Annotated in this window: 14 protein-coding genes; 3 read left to right on the forward strand and 11 right to left on the reverse strand. The window is 58.4% G+C overall.

The window, feature by feature from the left end; genetic code table 11:
• Window positions 1–5: 5 nt before the first annotated feature.
• From ggt to ACSQ36_RS18240, 6 genes are read right to left on the reverse strand one after another with little or no spacing between them, the layout of a single operon-like run.
• Window positions 6–1643 (reverse strand): gamma-glutamyltransferase, encoded by a 1638-nt coding sequence (gene ggt / locus ACSQ36_RS18215; RefSeq protein ID WP_436182891.1) that lies wholly within the window; start codon window positions 1641–1643, stop codon window positions 6–8.
• Window positions 1644–1680: 37 nt separating this feature from the next.
• The gene (locus tag ACSQ36_RS18220; protein ID WP_213768879.1) at window positions 1681–2553 is read right to left on the reverse strand and encodes an ABC transporter permease; all 873 of its coding nucleotides are present in this window, start codon (window positions 2551–2553) and stop codon (window positions 1681–1683) included.
• Window positions 2553–3497: an ABC transporter permease gene (locus ACSQ36_RS18225; RefSeq protein ID WP_436182892.1), complete on the reverse strand. Its 945-nt coding sequence runs from the start codon at window positions 3495–3497 to the stop codon at window positions 2553–2555. Before ACSQ36_RS18225 ends, ACSQ36_RS18220 begins: the two co-directional genes overlap by 1 nt.
• 7 nt (window positions 3498–3504) lie before the next feature.
• Entirely contained in the window at window positions 3505–5013 is a 1509-nt protein-coding gene (locus ACSQ36_RS18230) for an ABC transporter substrate-binding protein (protein ID WP_436182893.1), read from the reverse strand.
• Between the two features lie 14 nt (window positions 5014–5027).
• Entirely contained in the window at window positions 5028–6131 is a 1104-nt protein-coding gene (locus ACSQ36_RS18235) for an ABC transporter ATP-binding protein (protein WP_436182894.1), read from the reverse strand.
• Entirely contained in the window at window positions 6128–7165 is a 1038-nt protein-coding gene (locus tag ACSQ36_RS18240) for an ABC transporter ATP-binding protein (RefSeq protein WP_436183215.1), read from the reverse strand. Before ACSQ36_RS18240 ends, ACSQ36_RS18235 begins: the two co-directional genes overlap by 4 nt.
• A gap of 198 nt (window positions 7166–7363) precedes the next feature.
• Here ACSQ36_RS18240 and ACSQ36_RS18245 point away from each other — a divergent pair, with 198 nt between their 5' ends.
• The 3 genes from ACSQ36_RS18245 (at window position 7364) to ACSQ36_RS18255 (ending at window position 10146) form a co-directional block, all read left to right on the forward strand.
• Window positions 7364–8227 carry a LysR substrate-binding domain-containing protein gene (locus ACSQ36_RS18245; protein WP_436182895.1) on the forward strand — a complete coding sequence of 288 codons (864 nt, stop codon included), beginning with the start codon at window positions 7364–7366 and terminating at the stop codon, window positions 8225–8227.
• Window positions 8228–8408: 181 nt separating this feature from the next.
• The gene (locus tag ACSQ36_RS18250; protein ID WP_436182896.1) at window positions 8409–8684 is read left to right on the forward strand and encodes a hypothetical protein; all 276 of its coding nucleotides are present in this window, start codon (window positions 8409–8411) and stop codon (window positions 8682–8684) included.
• A gap of 523 nt (window positions 8685–9207) precedes the next feature.
• Complete coding sequence (locus tag ACSQ36_RS18255; protein WP_436182897.1) at window positions 9208–10146, forward strand: fimbrial protein; 939 nt, start codon at window positions 9208–9210, stop codon at window positions 10144–10146.
• A 312-nt stretch (window positions 10147–10458) separates the two neighbouring features.
• Here ACSQ36_RS18255 and ACSQ36_RS18260 read toward each other — a convergent pair whose 3' ends face one another.
• From ACSQ36_RS18260 to ACSQ36_RS18280, 5 genes are all read right to left on the reverse strand, one after another.
• Window positions 10459–10824 carry an L-rhamnose mutarotase gene (locus ACSQ36_RS18260; RefSeq protein WP_436182898.1) on the reverse strand — a complete coding sequence of 122 codons (366 nt, stop codon included), beginning with the start codon at window positions 10822–10824 and terminating at the stop codon, window positions 10459–10461.
• Between the two features lie 3 nt (window positions 10825–10827).
• Window positions 10828–11949 carry a mandelate racemase/muconate lactonizing enzyme family protein gene (locus tag ACSQ36_RS18265; RefSeq protein WP_436182899.1) on the reverse strand — a complete coding sequence of 374 codons (1122 nt, stop codon included), beginning with the start codon at window positions 11947–11949 and terminating at the stop codon, window positions 10828–10830.
• Window positions 11950–12976: 1027 nt separating this feature from the next.
• Window positions 12977–13837: a carbohydrate ABC transporter permease gene (locus tag ACSQ36_RS18270; RefSeq protein WP_436182900.1), complete on the reverse strand. Its 861-nt coding sequence runs from the start codon at window positions 13835–13837 to the stop codon at window positions 12977–12979.
• 4 nt (window positions 13838–13841) lie between these two features.
• The gene (locus tag ACSQ36_RS18275) at window positions 13842–14696 is read right to left on the reverse strand and encodes a carbohydrate ABC transporter permease (RefSeq protein ID WP_436183216.1); all 855 of its coding nucleotides are present in this window, start codon (window positions 14694–14696) and stop codon (window positions 13842–13844) included.
• Window positions 14697–14796: 100 nt separating this feature from the next.
• The gene (locus ACSQ36_RS18280) at window positions 14797–16131 is read right to left on the reverse strand and encodes an ABC transporter substrate-binding protein (RefSeq protein WP_436182901.1); all 1335 of its coding nucleotides are present in this window, start codon (window positions 16129–16131) and stop codon (window positions 14797–14799) included.
• Window positions 16132–16152: the final 21 nt, after the last annotated feature.

Here is a 16152-nt window from a genome sequence, read left to right on the forward strand (position 1 = left end):
TGAACCTAGAACCCCGCCGCCAGCCCATCGCGGCGGCTATCGCTCGCCGCTACATATCCACGCTCAGGATCGTTACGGTCCAGCTTCCAGATGTACTGACCCGAGCCGAAATCCATATAAGGATCATCGACGGATTTGATCGTGTGTCCCATCGCTTGCAGCGCCTTCACCGTTTCGCGATCAAGCGTTGATTCCACATCGACGGTGAAATCGCGATTCACCTTCCAGCGCGGTGCATCGCAAGCAGCTTGCGGTTGCTGGCCGTAATCAAGCAGACGCACGATGGATTGCAGATGACCTTGCGGCTGCATGTCGCCGCCCATCACGCCAAAGCTCATCACCGCTTCCTGCACGCCGTCCACGTCCTGCGTGAGGAACGCCGGGATGATGGTATGGAATGGCCGCTTGCTGCCCTCCACCACGTTCGCGGATTTCGGGTCCATCGAGAAACCAAAACCGCGGTTCTGCATCGCGATACCCGTATCCGGCACAACCACGCCTGAGCCAAAGCCCATGTAGTTCGACTGGATGAAACTCACCATCATGCCGCGCTCGTCTGCCACTGACATATAAATGGTCCCGCCCGCCGGCGGCATGCCGAAGTCGAAGTGCTTCGCCTTGTTCGGATCGATGAGCTTGGCGCGCTCGGTGAGATACGCGTCGTCGAGCATCTGCTCGGGCGTGACGTCCATGGAACGCGGATCGGCGACGTACTGATAGACATCGGCGAAAGCGAGCTTCATGGCTTCAATCTGCAAATGCTGCGACTCGATCTTGTCGACGGTGAGCGACTTCACATCGAATTTATCGAGGATACCAAGCGCGATCAGCGCAGCAATGCCCTGCCCGTTCGGCGGAATCTCATGGACCGTATGACCGCGATAATCCTTCGAGATCGGCTCGACCCAGTCGGCCTTGTAATTGCGTAGATCGGCTGCGGTCATCGCGCCGCCGCCCTGCTTCGCGAACGCCGCGATCTTCTCGGCAATCTCGCCTTCGTAATACGCGCGAGGTCCGTGTTCAGCGAGCGTACGCAAGGTCTTTGCATGACCGGGATAACGCATCAACTCGCTGATCTCCGGTGCGCGGCCGCGTGGCATGAAGGTATCGGCGAAACCGGGCTGGTCTTTCAACTCGGGAATAGCCGCCGCCCATTTGTACGCGACAATGCTCGCCACCGCGTGCCCACGCTCGGCAATTTCAATGGCCGGTTCCATCAGGTCGCCGAACGGCAGCGAGCCGAACTTCGCGTGCAGCGCTTCCCATCCAGCGATCACGCCAGGCACGGTGACCGCGTCCCAACCGCGCTTCGGCTGGTTCGCCAGGCCGTTTTGCTCGCCGTACTTGTTCTTGAAGTAATCGACGTTCCACGCGGCGGGAGACACGCCCGATGCGTTCAATCCATGCAGCTTGGCGCCGTCCCAGACGAGCGCGAACGCGTCGCCGCCGAGGCCGCACGACACGGGCTCGACCAGCGTAATGGCTGCCGCTGCCGCGATAGCCGCATCGACGGCGTTACCGCCCTTCCACAACATGCGCAAGCCGGCTTGCGCAGCGAGGGGATGGGACGTCGAAACAATATTGCGCGCGAACACGGGCAAGCGCGGCGTGGGATAGGGGTTCTGCCAGTTGAAGCGGGTCATGGGAAACTCGTCTCTTTTGTGATGAAAGTTGTTGGGATCAAAGCTCGCGCGGATCGAGCGCGTCGCGCAGTCCATCGCCGAGCAGGTTGAAGCCGAGCACGGCCAGGAAGATCGCAATGCCCGGGAAGATCGACATCCATGGCGCCTGGCTGACGAAATCCTTCGCGGTGTTCAGCATCGATCCCCACGATGGCGCGGGCGGCAATTGCCCGAGCCCGAGGAACGACAAGCTGGCTTCCGCGATGATCGCCATGGCGACCGTGAGACTGGCCTGCACGATGATGGGCGGCAGCACGTTCGGGAAAATATAGCGGACGATGATGCGAAAGTGCCCCAGTCCGATCGCACGCGCACCTTCCACATAATCCTCCGCTTTGACGCTGATTGCCTGGCCGCGCGTGAGGCGTACGAAACGCGGCATGGCCGAGACGCCGATTGCAATCATCGCGTTGGTGAGGCTCGGTCCGAGGAACGCGGCCAATGCGATGGCGAGGATCAGGAACGGGATGGACAGCAAGGCATCGGTGAAGCGCGAGATCACGCCATCGACCAGTTTGCCGAAGTAGCCTGCGAGCAAACCGAGCGGCACGCCAATCACCACTGCGATACCCACCGACACCACGCCCGCCAGCAACGAAGCGCGTGCGCCCCACAGCAAGCGCGTGAAGACGTCGCGACCGAGTTCATCGGTTCCGAACCAATGACTCGCCGATGGCGCTTGCCGCACCGTCATGAAGCTCGCCTGAATGGGATCGTAGGGCGAAAGCCACGGTGCGAAGATGGCCACAAGAATTATTAGAAGCACGATTACCGCGCCCGCTACGGCGGCACGATTGCGCATGAAGCGGCCCAACGCGCGATTGCGTTTGCGCGGCAAAGCGGCTGTTTCCACTTCCACAATAGTCGCCATCAGCTTTTCCTCAGCCGCGGGTTGAGCAGAACATACAAGACATCGGCGAACAGATTCACCACGATAAACCCTACCGCCGTGACGAGCACCACGCCTTGAACGACGGCGTAATCGCGATTGAAAACGGCATCGACGACCAGCTTGCCGAAGCCCGGAATAGTGAACACTTGTTCCGTCAGCACCGCGCCGGCAAGCAGTTCGCCGAACAGCAAGGCAAGCACCGTGACAATCGGAATCAACGCGTTGCGAAAGCCGTGTTTCACCACCACCGTACCTCGCAGAAGCCCTTTGGCACGCGCCGTACGAATGTAGTCGCTGCGCAAAACACTCAGCATCGCGCTACGCGTATGTCGCATCAACTGCGCGCCGAGCGCCGCGCCCAACACGAACGCGGGCATCAGCATGGTCTTGATGCTCAACCAGAAATCCTCGGTCGGCGACACGTATCCGGATGAAGGCAACAACTGCCATTTCACCGACACCAAAAAGATCAGGATTATCCCGAGCCAGAAGTTCGGTATCGACATACCAGTGAGCGCGAGAACATTAGCGCCGTAATCAAGCGCTTTTCCCTTGTTCGCCGCCGATAAAACCCCTAGCGGCACGCCAATGCCGATCGCGAAGATCATCGCCATGACGGCCAGTTGCAACGTCACCGGCAACTTCTGCGCGATGAGTTTGGTCACCGGCACATCGGTCCTGAGCGACGCACCCAGATCACCATGAAGAATGTCCCGCACCCAGAGCGCGTATTGCACGGGCACGGGTTCATCGAGGTGATACTTCAGCCTCAACGTAGCGATAACCTGCGGGTTCTGGTCTTCGCCAGCCATCGCCATGACCGGATCGCCGGGGAGCATTTTTTGCAGGCCGAAGATCATCATCGACACCAGGATCAGTGTCGGGATCGCGACAAGCGCGCGGTTGGCGATGATTCGAATCATTAGCGGACTACCCCTTGATGCTCACGCCACGCAGACGAATCAACCCGTCCGGATAAGGCGTGAAGCCCTGCACTTTCTTCGACAACGCATACGGCCACGGCTGTGCGTAGAGATACACGATCGGGTCTTCATCGGCGAGGAGCTTTTGCGCGGCGTCGTAGATCGGCTTGCGCTCGGCCACCGTCGCTTTCACGCGCGCGTCGTCGAGTAGTTTGTCCACGTCAGGATTGCAATAACGCCCGTAGTTCAGGTTGCCCTTGCAGGTCACGAACTGATGCAGGTTGCCATCCGGGTCCGTGCGTCCCGACCAGCCGAGATAGAGCAATTCGAAGTCGCCTTTCGTCGATGCATTCAGCGCCGCGGCGTAATCGGTCGGACGCAACTTGAGGTTGATGCCGGCCTCCGACAGCATGGCTTGCAGCATCTGCGCCATCTGGTTCGATACGGTGTTGTTACCGAAGGTCAGCTCCACATTAATCTGCGTGAAACCCGCCGCCTTGAGCAACGCTTTCGCCTTCGGGATATCGCGTTTGGTCGTCTTGATCGATGCATCGAAGTACGGGCTATTCGACGGTATCGCCTGGTTGATCGGCGAGAAAATTCCGCCGCCGATCACCTGATTGATCGCATCGCGGTCAATGGCAAGTTCGAACGCCTGGCGCACACGTTTGTCCTTGAACGCCTTGGGCGCACGCGGTCCGTTCGAGACGTTGAAGGTGAGGTCGTAGAAGCCCAGGCCGCTCATCGAAATGAAGTTGAGGTTCTTGTCGCTTTTCACCGATGCCACATCGGACGGCGCGAGACGTTCCAGCATGTCGAGTGAACCCGAGCGCAGGTTCGCGAGGCGCACGGTGCTGTCGGGAATCGGCTGAAAGATAATCTTCTGAATCGGGTATTTATCGGCGTCCCAGTAGCCCGCGAATTTCTGCAGCACGACACGGTCGTTCTGTACACGCTCGACGAATTTGTACGGACCCGAGCACACCGGATGCGTGGAAACGCTGGTGTCGTCGGTGAGGGTTTTCGGCGCGAGCATCATGCCGGCACGATCGGTCAGCGTGGCGAGCAGCGCGGCATCGGGCGTTTTCAACACGATCGCGACGGTGAATTCATCGACTACATCCACGTGATCGATGGACGCCAGTTCGCTCTTGCGATTGCTCGCGGGCATGGAGCGCGCGCGGTCGAGATTCGCTTTCACGGCGGCGGCGTTGAACGGCTCGTCGTCGTGGAATTTCACGCCGTGGCGCAGCTTGAACGTGAGCGTCTTGTTGTCGGCGCTCATGCTCCAGGAGGTCGCGAGCATGGGCACGATCTTCAGGTCCGGGCCAATATCCACCAGCGAATTGCATAGAGAACTGAACACGATCCGATCGACCACCTGACTGCTGCGCGCTGGATCGAGCGTGCCGATATCGTCCTGCAAACCAATCCGGATAGTCGAGTTCGACTGAGCCATCACGGCGCTGGTGCTAACACTCGCGGCGAGTACCGCGGCCAATACAATCTTTCGCATCTGGACTTCCCCGTTTATCGTTTGTTCGGTTGTTCTTTTACAGCGCTGTCGACCAACGCCTGACGCTGCCGATACACTGCGAGACGCTCAACGAGCTTCGGGCTGACGATGGAAACGAGAGGTGCGCCGCCGCCCGCGTTCTGTATTTCGCGCCAGAAATGGCACGCGATCCGGTGGCCGTTCTCCAGCGTTTCGTTGACGGGTTGCTCGTCGGCACAACGTGAGCGTGCATGCGGACAACGCGGATGAAAACGGCAGCCAGAAGGCGGCGCGGTCGGACTCGGCAAGTCGCCGGTCAAGGAGGGTTTGGTTCTGCGCTGACGCGGGCTGCTCGCAGGAATTGCCTGCAATAAAGCTTGCGTATAAGGATGAAGCGGCTGGTCAAACAGATCGTCCACATCCGCCATTTCGACGATTTCGCCGAGATACATCACCGCCACGCGATCGCTCATATGACGAATCACCGCGAGATCATGCGCGATCATGATCAGCGTCAGACCAAGCTCCTGCTTCAGCGATTCAAGCAGGTTGATCACCTGAGCCTGTACGGAAACATCGAGCGCGGAGACGGGTTCATCGCCGACTATCAGCTTGGGCTCGCCCGCCAGCGCCCGCGCAATGCCAATACGCTGGCGTTGCCCGCCCGAAAACTCGTGCGGATAACGTTCGGCGTAACCGGGTTGCAGTCCGACCGTGCGCAACAAGTCGGCTACACGGTCGTTAAGCGCAGCGCCTTTCGCCAGCCCATGCAGCGCGATTGGTTCACCGATGATCTGTCCCACCGTCATGCCCGGATTCAGCGATGCAAACGGGTCCTGAAAAATGATCTGCATCTCGCGGCGCAGACGGCGCATAGGCTCGGTGCCGAGATGCGTTATATCCTTGCCTTCATAGATCACGCGTCCTTCGGTGCTATCGATAAGACGCAGCAACAGGCGTCCGAGCGTCGACTTGCCGCAACCCGATTCCCCGACGATGGCAAACGTCTCGCCCTTTTGCACAGAGAACGAGACGCCGTTCACCGCGTAGACCGTCGGCGTGCGCGTGAACAGGCTGCGCGTCCCGCCAAAGTGCCTGGTCAGTTCCCGCGCTTCAATGATAGGAGCGTTGATGTTCATACCGCCGCCCCGCCAAGAGCGAGTTCAACCGGCGCAACCCAGCACGCCACCCGATGCGTTCCATCCAACTGTTTATCCTTTGGCGCCGCGTCGATACACCGCTGCTCCACGAACGGACAGCGCGGCGCGAACCGGCACCCTTTCGGCATTTGCTCAGGCGACGGCACGGAACCGCGAATGGTGGCGAGCGCGCCTTCGCGTTTTCCCACCGATGGAATCGCACCCATCAAACCGATGGTGTACGGATGCTGCGGGTCATCGAAGATTTCATCCACCGAGCCATATTCCACGATCCGTCCCGCATACATCACCGCGACGTAATCGGCCACTTCCGCCACGACGCCGAGGTCGTGCGTGATCAACACCATCGCCGTGCCGGTTTCGGCTTGCAGGCTGCGCACCAGCAATAAAACCTGCGCCTGGATGGTGACATCAAGTGCGGTCGTGGGTTCATCGGCGATCACCAACTGCGGGCGATTCGCCAGCGCCATCGCGATCATCACGCGCTGGCGCATGCCGCCCGAAAGTTCGTGCGGGTAAGCGTCGAGCCGCGTTTCCGGCGCGGGAATGCGCACGAGGCGCAGCATATCCAGCGCCTCCTTGCGCGCCGCCGCGCTGCTCAACCCACGATGCCGCTGCACGCATTCCGCTATCTGATGCCCGACGGTGAACGCGGGATTGAGCGAGGTCATCGGCTCCTGGAAAATCATCGACATCCGGTTGCCGCGGATATCGGCGAGTTCGCGTTCGGTGAGCGTGAAGAGATCGCGGCCGTCAAAGATCGCCTTCCCCGCGACAATATTGGCCGGCGGGCTGGGCAGCAAACCCATCAACGCCAGCGATGTCACGCTTTTGCCGCACCCCGATTCCCCGACGATGCACAGCGTTTCGCCCGCATTCACGGAGAACGAGACGTCCTCGACGAGATTCGGAACATGCGTGGCGCGCGAGAATTTCAGCGAGAAACCACTGACTTCGAGTACGGGATGCCTGGCAGGTGGATTGGCCTGATCCTGGCGATCAGGCTGATTCAGGGGCAGCTTGCTTAACGTCGACAAATTCAATACTCCGCTGCGGGGCAATACGAGCGGCGAGCCCGGAATCTCTGTTCTCTCTCGGCGATAGAGCGATCACCCATCGCCAACACTTTCATTGAAGTAATTATGTCGGCCCAAATGCATCAGGAAATATTAAACTTTCTTTTTGATGCTTAACTTTTCCTTGAATAAGCCATGCCGACTATTCGAATGCTGAAGACCTTCCGGGCGGTTGCGCGGACGGGATCGTTCGCGGCCGCGGCCGATAAGGTCGCGCTCACCCAGGCAGCGGTCAGCTTGCAGATGCGCGGGCTGGAGCAAGCATTGGGGCGGCAGCTTTTTGACCGCAGCGCGCGCCAGATCGTGCTGAGCCGGCAGGGTCATGAGATTCGGCCGAAGGTCGAGCAGATACTGGATCTACTCGATGAACTGGAGGCCAAGACCACCGACTCCATGCAGGGGCCGGTGACAATTGGCGCTGTTGTATCGGTGATTCAGGCGCTCTCGCTCGGGGTTGCGCGGTTAAAAACAGCTCACCCTGGGCTGGATGTGCGGTTGTTGTCGGCCCGTTCGGACGAGTTGACGGTCATGGTGGAGCAAGGCGAGGTGGACATTGCAGCGGTCGTGGCGCGTCCCGACCAGACCCTGCCCGATACGCTCAAATGGACGCCGCTCTACACGGAGCCGCTGATGCTGATCGTGAGCCGCGAGATCACCGATACCGACCCGCGCCGGATTTTGGCGTCGCATGGGTTCTTGCGTTTTGACCGGCGCGTGCGGACCGGCGTGGTCGTCGATCAGGCGCTGACGGCGCTGGGATTGGAGGTGACGGAATATCTGGAACTGAATTCCATCGAGACGATCGTGGCGCTGGTGAGGAAGAACGTAGGCGTCACGGTGTTGCCCCATCTGCATAGGGCGGGATGGCAGACGGACCCGTTGTTGCGGCTGATTTCGATTGCACTGCCTCCCATTCTTCGGACAGTCGGGATGGTTGAGAGGGCTTCGTACGGCCGTACAGGGATCACGGCGGCGATTATCGAGACCTTGCACGACTAGGTTCTGCGTGCTCGACGGCAGGCGCACCGTCATCTCATTATTAGCGGATTCCGAAAAGTCAATTGCATGCTATCGATACAATAAATCGATAGTAAGGGTATACACTGCATTTCATCGACGCAGTGAGCAGAAAAAACCAAGCCACTGCGCCCCTTAAAACTCATGCAAATCGGAGCAAATCATGAACAAGAATCTTATCGCCGCATTGTTGGTCGCCGCTTCCGCAGCTTTGGCTGCCCCCGCATTCGCGAGCAGCGGCTACGGCCCGGCACCGTCGTATAACCCGAGCGTCGGCGCACCGGCATCGCAGCGCGGCCAAAGCGTACAAACCGTTGCAGCGGAACGCGCGCAAGCCAATGCAAACACAACGTCCTACGGTGGCGTGCAAGACACGCAATCGCAATCGGGCAGCCGCGTTAGCCTGAGCAACGAACGCTCGCTCTACTCGCATAACTAATTCGAAGGCCGGACAACCGAAGCGATGTTTGCTCGGTTGTAATGCGGGAAAGTGCAAAAGCGGACGCCTGGGATAACACAAGTTCTCCCAGGCGTCCGCTTTTTGTCTGTGACGACGAGATTTGTATTTTGAATATCGTAACGATCGTCCAGCAGCTTGTGGGATTCGCTGGATGCTGTCGTCACTACCGTGTCACTTCGCTACCTGAAGCGAAACGCTGTAGGAACGACTTTGAGGTTGACGGCATTCGCCTGCCTCGTGAATTGTTCGTCGTCGGGCTAAGGACGTTTCGATTCCCCCGGCCAAACCCATCGCGTTCTAAACAGCAATGATGTGAGGATACATGACAGTTCTGGATAGGACGGGCGATAGATTTCGCATTGATGGCTCGTCGCTGAACGCCAATGCATTAAAAATCTGTCGAAACTTGCGCGCCAGACTTCTCTCTACACTGTTCGCGGTTTTCCTCAGTGCGTTTTTCGTTAATCCCGCTTCTGCCGCGATCACATGCAATCCGGGTAACGTGAACAAAGTGCTCGCAGCAGGAACGATCACCATTCCGATGAACGCGCCATCCGGCACAGTAGTCAGCACTGTCGCGCCGGACAGTTTCTTGATGAATTGCTCTTTTCTAAATACCAGCCCGTTCAATACGTCGGCAACTGTCTACATTCAACTTACGGTGACCGCCGCGCTTGCGCCTGGCTTCGCAGACGTGTACAAGACCGCCATCGACGGGCTTGGTGTTCGATTCGTCTTCAACGCCCCGACTTGCAATGCCAGCAATTTATCTCTCAGCAATAGCCTGCTGCGAATACCGTGTGCTCTCTCGGGTCCGCTGGCTGGGCCGAATATAGTCACGAATGTTACGGTCACAACTATTTTCGTCGCCTATGGCGCGGTTAAAGGCGGCGCGTCGAGTCTCTCTTCTATTCCCGTGCTGAGCGAAGCCTACGAGACATCGGATAATGTAGGCAAAATATGGAACCAGTCGCCCATTTATACGGGCAGCGCCACTGGCACGCTGAACACGGCAACGTGTTCCGTACAGACCCAGGACATCGCTGTTTACCTTCCCACGCCCGCCGTAAGAGCCTTTGCCGCCGGCGTGGGAGCAGTCGCGGGGCGGACAGCGTTCCACCTGGATTTCACTTGCACGACCGGCGCCCAGGTATCCATCGTCATAACAGATGTTGTCACTCCGTCGAATCGATCGAACCTGCTGACGTTGTCGCCCGAGTCGAGCGTAAAGGGGATTGGCGTGCAGGTATTAAAAGGCGACGGCACCCCGGTCGTCTTCGGACCCGACGCGGTAGGCGTTGGCGTCGTGAACCAGTGGCTGATCGGAAGTTCGCCCAACGGCGTACTTACGTTGCCTTTGTCGGCGCAGTACATTCGCACGGGAACCGTCACCCCTGGTTCTGTCAAAGCGATGGCGACTTTCACCATGTCGTACAACTAGGCGGGCGATCGAGCCGCGATTTCGACGCGCGCTGCAAAGGTGCGGGCAGATTGCTGATACGGCCAAGGACAATCACGACGCGCTCAACGCGGCTTAATGTTCTCTTAAGTCTTGCGTTTTACGATGCGTCTTATTGATCCCCCTGTAGTACCCCTCTTCAGGCCGCTTTGCGGCCTTCTTTTTTAGGTACGACGGATGAAGACCTTTTGGCGTTTGTGCGCAGTCGCCGTATGCCTGGTCGGCGGCGTCGGTATCGCGGTCTGGGTGTTTTCCGTGATCGTGCGTATTGTCTGATCGAGCGGGATCAGGCGCTCAGCTTTCATAGCCCTTCATTTGCGCCTGCATATTGAACGCGAGTTTCATCGGTTGCCATTCGGCGCTTGTCGCACCCGGCAACGGACATTGAAAGCTTGCCATCAACGCATTCCACTCAGTCACACGCGGATGAACATCCGGGCCAGCAACGAGTTTGTCGAAGCTGAAGTCCGGCTCCGTTTCAATCAACATGACCAGCCGCGTGTCGCGCCGCCAGATCGTCATATCGATGATGCCAGACGCTCGCAGCGCATCCAGCACTTCGGGCCAGACGGCCTCGTGATACCGGTCGTATTGCGCGATGACCTCAGGGTCATTGCGCAGATCGAGTGATAGACAATGGCGCATGATGGTCGTGCTCATGGCTTAAGCGGTCGCGCGGGCATCGACGCAAACATGCGTGCGCTGCGTCGCCTGAATTGCATCCCAATCCCAGTCGATACCAATCCCCGGCTCCATCGGCGCGACCGCATAACCTTGCTCGATTTGAACCTGCTTGCCGGTCAACGCGTCGAGTTGCGGGATGTATTCGAGCCACGTCGCGTTCGGCACGGCCGCGCACAGACTCACGTGCAACTCCATCAGAAAGTGCGGGCAGATGGACACGTTCATCGTCTCGGCCAGATGCGCCACTTTCAGCCATGGCGTGATTCCGCCCACACGCGCGACATCGGCCTGAACGATCGAGCACGCATCCGCCTTCAGATACTCGGCGAATTGCGCGGGGTGATACATCGACTCACCCACTGCGATTGGCACCGAACTCGCTGCGCAAAGCCGCTGATGCGCCGCGATATTTTCAGCGGGCATCGGCTCTTCGAGCCATGCGAGACGCAACGGTTCAAACGCATGTGCGCGGCGGATGGCTTCGGATAGCGTGAAGCCTTGATTCGCGTCGACCATGATCTCGAAGTCGTCGCCCATTGCGTCGCGCACGGCGGTGAGCCGCCGGGTGTCTTCGGCCAGATGCGGCCGGCCGACCTTGATCTTCGCGCCATGAAAGCCGGCATCGCGCGCTTGCACGGTTTGATCGACGAGTTCCGTCTCCGATAAATGCAACCACCCGCCTTCGGTGGAATATGTGCGCGTGCGCGGCTTCGATCCGCCCGCCGCGATCCACAACGGCAAGTTCGCCACGCGCGTGTTGCGGTCCCAGAGTGCGGTATCGATTGCCGCTAGCGCGAGGCTCGTGATTGCACCGACCGCTGTCGCGTGCGTATGGAAAAAGAGGTCGCGCCAGATGGCTTCATACTCGGCGGGGTTGCGTCCAATCAGTAACGGCGCCAGATGATCGTGCAGCAACGCGACGATAGACGAACCGCCCGTGCCGATGGTGTAGGTGTAACCCGTGCCTATGCTGCCGTCGCTGCAATGGAGCGTGACCAGCACGGTCTCCTGTACTACGAACGACTGGATCGCATCGGTGCGTTTGACTTTGGGTTGAAGGTCGACCTGGTGGATGTCGACGGTGTCGATGGTTGTTGTCATTGATGGATTCCCTTTGGGTTGGTTTTCGTTCGCACTCGGGGCGGGGTTTAGGCCGGGGTGTATGGGGCTGGGGGTATTCGGGGTCTATGGGTCGGGGTCTATGCCGGGTTGCTGCTTTCAGCGTTAGTGGTCTGCAGGAGTCGGATTTTCTCTTTATCACTATTAGCCACTGTGCGTGGCGGCACGTCATTTCTTTGTCCAAAGCGACAAAGAAACGAAGCAAAGAAAGCGCTTTCAAACCCGCTACCCTAAGTGTCCACAGCGTGCAGTTTCTATTCATAGGTGCCCCAAAAGCACGGTGCTCGCCAGAGCGAAGGATGTTTGAACCCCTCCTTCTCCGAACACCGATACCCACACGCTTCGCCACCAGTGATTGAACCTGCCCAAGGAGCACCCCGCGCTATCCGCGGACGCCAACCACCAACTATGTGCGCACCTCGAACCACGTCGCTAACCCGCGGAGAAACCAGGTCACAAAAATGCGTGCGGCCGTAACCGACGAAAATAACTGTACAGAACGCGGAGCCAATTCACAAAAACTGAAGGAGTAAACACAAACATGCATGAAGCTGTGGCGTATGAATACGGTCGCACAGACCAGGTAGCGAACCTGTAAAAAAACCGCAGCCGTAAATACCTGTAAGACCGTACGGGTTCCTTATCAATTGTGCTTGCCCGAGAGCGTACGGGGCGAAGCGTGTTCGTGTCAGGATTCGCGAGAAGGAGGGTTTCACACATCCGTGGCTCTGGCGAGCACCGTGCTTTTGGGGCACCTATGAATCAAAACTGCACGCTGTGGACACTTAGGGTAGAGCGGTTAAAGCGTTTTCTTTGCTTCGTTTCTTTGTCGCTTTGGACAAAGAAATGACGTGCCGCCACGCACAGTGGCTAATAGTGATAAAGAGAAAATCCGACTCTCGCAGACCACTGACATTGAAAGCACCAACCCGGCATAGACTCCGACCACTAACCCCAGAACCGCCCACCCCGGCATTGACTCCGCCCATCGCTGCCGCCCCATTCCCCTTCAACCTTTCACCCCACCCAGCGTCAACCCTGCGATCAGATGTTTTTGCACGATGAACGTCAACACGATCGCCGGAATAATAATAATCACGGCCATCGCGCACATGCCGGCCCAGTCGACCGAAAACTGCGCGGTAAAGTCCATCAGCCCGACGGGCAGCGTCTTCGTATCGGGGCTTCGGCACAATTGCGTGGCCAGTGCAAATTCATTCCAGCTAGTGAGAAACGCGAAGATCCCTGCCGATGCAATCCCGCTTTTTGCCAACGGCAACTCAATGCGCCAAAACGCCTGCCAGCGGTTGCATCCATCGATCTGCGCCGCCTGCGACAACTCGATCGGCACCTCGCGAAAGAAGCCATCGATGAGCCATACAGTAAACGGTACGTTCATCGCGAGATAAACGAGGATCACGCCAATACGTGTATCGAGCAGACCGGTCCAAGCCCAGAGCATAAAAATAGGCAACGACAACGCAATGCCCGGAATTGCGCGCGTAAGCATCAGCGCCACGAACATGACCTTCTTGTACCTGAACTCGAAACGCGCGAACGCATAACCGCCAAGCACGCCGACGGCAAGCGCAGCGATCGTACTCACGCAAGAGATGATCAGCGAATTTACGAAGTACTGACTGATGGGCAGCGACGCCATTTGCCCGTACCCAAACATGCTCTTGAAGTTATCAAGCGTGTAGCTCGCGCCGACCAGCGGCGATTGATTCGACAAAATCGCCACGTTCGAACGGAACGCGTTGAGCACGACCCAAAGCCCCGGCAAGCAGATGATCGCCATCACGACAAACACGCCGAACCACAGCGCAGACTTGCGCACGAACGCGCCCTTGATTGCCATATCGCTCATGATGTCAGGCAGGCCCCATGTGTTTGCGCGCGCCGCTCAACTTGCGGAAGAAGTACAGCGTGAAGAGAATGGACACCAGCACCGAGACGTACGCAATCGCATTGGCATAACCCATGCGCGAGTCATCGTAGGCAATGCGTCCGACCATCGTCCAGAGCAATTCCGTGCGTCCGCCCGGACCGCCGTTCGTCATGATCCGCACGATGTCGTAGGCCCGGCCGACATCGAGCGAACGGATCGTCATGGAGATATAGATAAACGGCATCAGGTACGGCAGCGTGACGTAGCGGAAGGTCTGCCATGAGGTGCAGCCATCCACCTTCGATGCCTCTATCGGATCTTTCGGCAGCGCCATCAAACCGGCTAGCAGGATCACCGCGAAGATCGGCGTCGAGTTCCATACCTCAGCCGCAATCAGCGACGCAAGCGCGGAGTTGGCATTGACGAGAAACGGGAACGCCGACTTCGCGCCGAATAGCGTCTGCATCAGGTTGTTCACAATACCCGTGCTGTCGTTGAGCATGAACTTGAACTGGAAGCCGACGAGCACGGGCGAGAACATCATCGGGAACATCATCACCGTGCGCAACGCGCGCTGACCTTTCGTCACCTGATTGAGCAGCAATGCCACGCCAAGACCGAGCAACAGTTCAAGATTCAGCGCAATGGTGAGGAACAGGATCGTGCGGCCGAACGCGGCCCAGAAGTCGCCATTCGCAAACGCACGTTCGTAGTTACGCCAGCCGATCCAGTGCGAAAGCGTGTCAGGGTCGGTCAACCGATACGCCGTGAAGCTCGTATAGAACGAGAACAACAGCGGCAGGATCACCACGATCCCGACCGCCAGGAACGCGGGCATCAAGAGCTTGATCGGCAGTGGTATGCGTCTGCGCGGTGTGGCGAGAGCTGGCTCGCTGCCGATCGAGTAAGGCGTGTTGGATTGCATTGTTGATCGCTGGTTACTGGTTGTCGGCCGCGTCCTGCATGATGTCCGCGACCTTCTTCGCCGCGTTGTCGAGCGCCTGCTGCGAGGTTTCGTCGCCAATGATCGCCTTCTGCAATTCCGGCCACAACGCGTTGGAAATCTCATTCCATTGGGCGACGCGCGGCGGGGTGAACGAGTCTTCCTTCGCGGCCTGACTGAAGGTCGCTACCGCGTCCGCCATGAAATGGTCATTCTTCACCTTGAACTCCTGCACGATGGCCTGCTGCGCATCGATACGCGAAGGAATCGAGCCGAGGCGCGCTTCGACCATCTGCGAATCCTTGCTCGTCAGGAACTGAATGAAGCTCGCCGCCACTTCCGGCCGTGCGCACACTTTCGTGATCGAGAAGCTATGCGAACCCGACCAGCCCGGCCGCTTGTTGGCCGCGCCCAGCGGTGCACGAACCACACCCACGTTGCCGGCGAGCTTCGACGTTTTCGGATCGTTATAGAACGATGCGAAACCCGGCCAGTCGAGATCGAGCGCCACCTTGCCCGAGGCGAAGTTATTACCGAGATCGTCCCAGACGTAGCTCGGCACGCCCTTTGGCACCACGCCCGCTTTGTACAGATTCACGAACCAGTCGAGCGTCTTCACGCCTACCGCTGAATTGAACGTGGGTTGCATCTTGGCATCGAGTAACTGGCCGCCGTTCGCTACCAGCAACGAGTAGAACGTGCCCGTCAGTGCTTCATCCTTGCCCGGGAATTGCGTGCCGTAGAAGTTCGGCGCCTTCGTGAAGAATGTTGCCTGCTGCGTGAACTCGGCGAAGGTCTTCGGAGGCGCAAGGTCCTCGCCGAATTTCTTCTTGTACGCGTCACGATTCGCCGGATCGGCGTAAGTGGTCTTGTTGTAATAGAGCGCTTCGATATCCGTTGATCGCGGAATCTGGACAAGCTGCCCCTTCACCTCGGACTGCTTCAGCAAAGCAGGCGCGAACGCGGCGAGATAGCTTGGCGGGAACAAACCCTTGAGGTCGCGGAAGATGGGATATTGCGCGGAAAAATTCGTATGATTCGACGACACGCAATAGTCGATATGTTGCGAGGCAATGTCCTGCTTCAACTCGCGATCCAGTTCGAAATGACTCTTGCGCGAGACGATCTCGACCTTCGCGCCGGTCTCTTTTTCCCATAGCGGAATGCGCGTATACAACGCTTCATATTGCACGCCGCCGATCAATTTGACGCGCAGCGTATAGCCTTTGTATTCGTTGTCGGCGCGTGCCGCGGTCGTGGCGACCAGACCCGCCAAGGCCAGTACCGACACGGCGATCTTGAGGCCGGTTTTCATCGAATCCCTAACCATGATTCATCTCCTTTGTTATGT

The organism is Caballeronia sp. LjRoot34, from assembly GCF_964253815.1.
Classification (GTDB): Bacteria; Pseudomonadota; Gammaproteobacteria; order Burkholderiales; family Burkholderiaceae; genus Caballeronia.

Bases quoted from the DNA above. Each gene is read 5' to 3' on its own strand.
- ACSQ36_RS18245 (WP_436182895.1), top strand. From the start codon at position 7,364: ATGCCGACTATTCGAATGCTGAAGACCTTCCGGGCGGTTGCGCGGACG.
- ACSQ36_RS18280 (WP_436182901.1), bottom strand. From the start codon at position 16,131: ATGGTTAGGGATTCGATGAAAACCGGCCTCAAGATCGCCGTGTCGGTA.
- ggt (WP_436182891.1), bottom strand. From the start codon at position 1,643: ATGACCCGCTTCAACTGGCAGAACCCCTATCCCACGCCGCGCTTGCCC.
- ACSQ36_RS18275 (WP_436183216.1), bottom strand. From the start codon at position 14,696: ATGCCCGCGTTCCTGGCGGTCGGGATCGTGGTGATCCTGCCGCTGTTG.
- ACSQ36_RS18270 (WP_436182900.1), bottom strand. From the start codon at position 13,837: ATGAGCGATATGGCAATCAAGGGCGCGTTCGTGCGCAAGTCTGCGCTG.
- ACSQ36_RS18225 (WP_436182892.1), bottom strand. From the start codon at position 3,497: ATGATTCGAATCATCGCCAACCGCGCGCTTGTCGCGATCCCGACACTG.
- ACSQ36_RS18260 (WP_436182898.1), bottom strand. From the start codon at position 10,824: ATGAGCACGACCATCATGCGCCATTGTCTATCACTCGATCTGCGCAAT.
- ACSQ36_RS18265 (WP_436182899.1), bottom strand. From the start codon at position 11,949: ATGACAACAACCATCGACACCGTCGACATCCACCAGGTCGACCTTCAA.
- ACSQ36_RS18230 (WP_436182893.1), bottom strand. From the start codon at position 5,013: ATGCGAAAGATTGTATTGGCCGCGGTACTCGCCGCGAGTGTTAGCACC.
- ACSQ36_RS18220 (WP_213768879.1), bottom strand. From the start codon at position 2,553: ATGGCGACTATTGTGGAAGTGGAAACAGCCGCTTTGCCGCGCAAACGC.
- ACSQ36_RS18250 (WP_436182896.1), top strand. From the start codon at position 8,409: ATGAACAAGAATCTTATCGCCGCATTGTTGGTCGCCGCTTCCGCAGCT.
- ACSQ36_RS18235 (WP_436182894.1), bottom strand. From the start codon at position 6,131: ATGAACATCAACGCTCCTATCATTGAAGCGCGGGAACTGACCAGGCAC.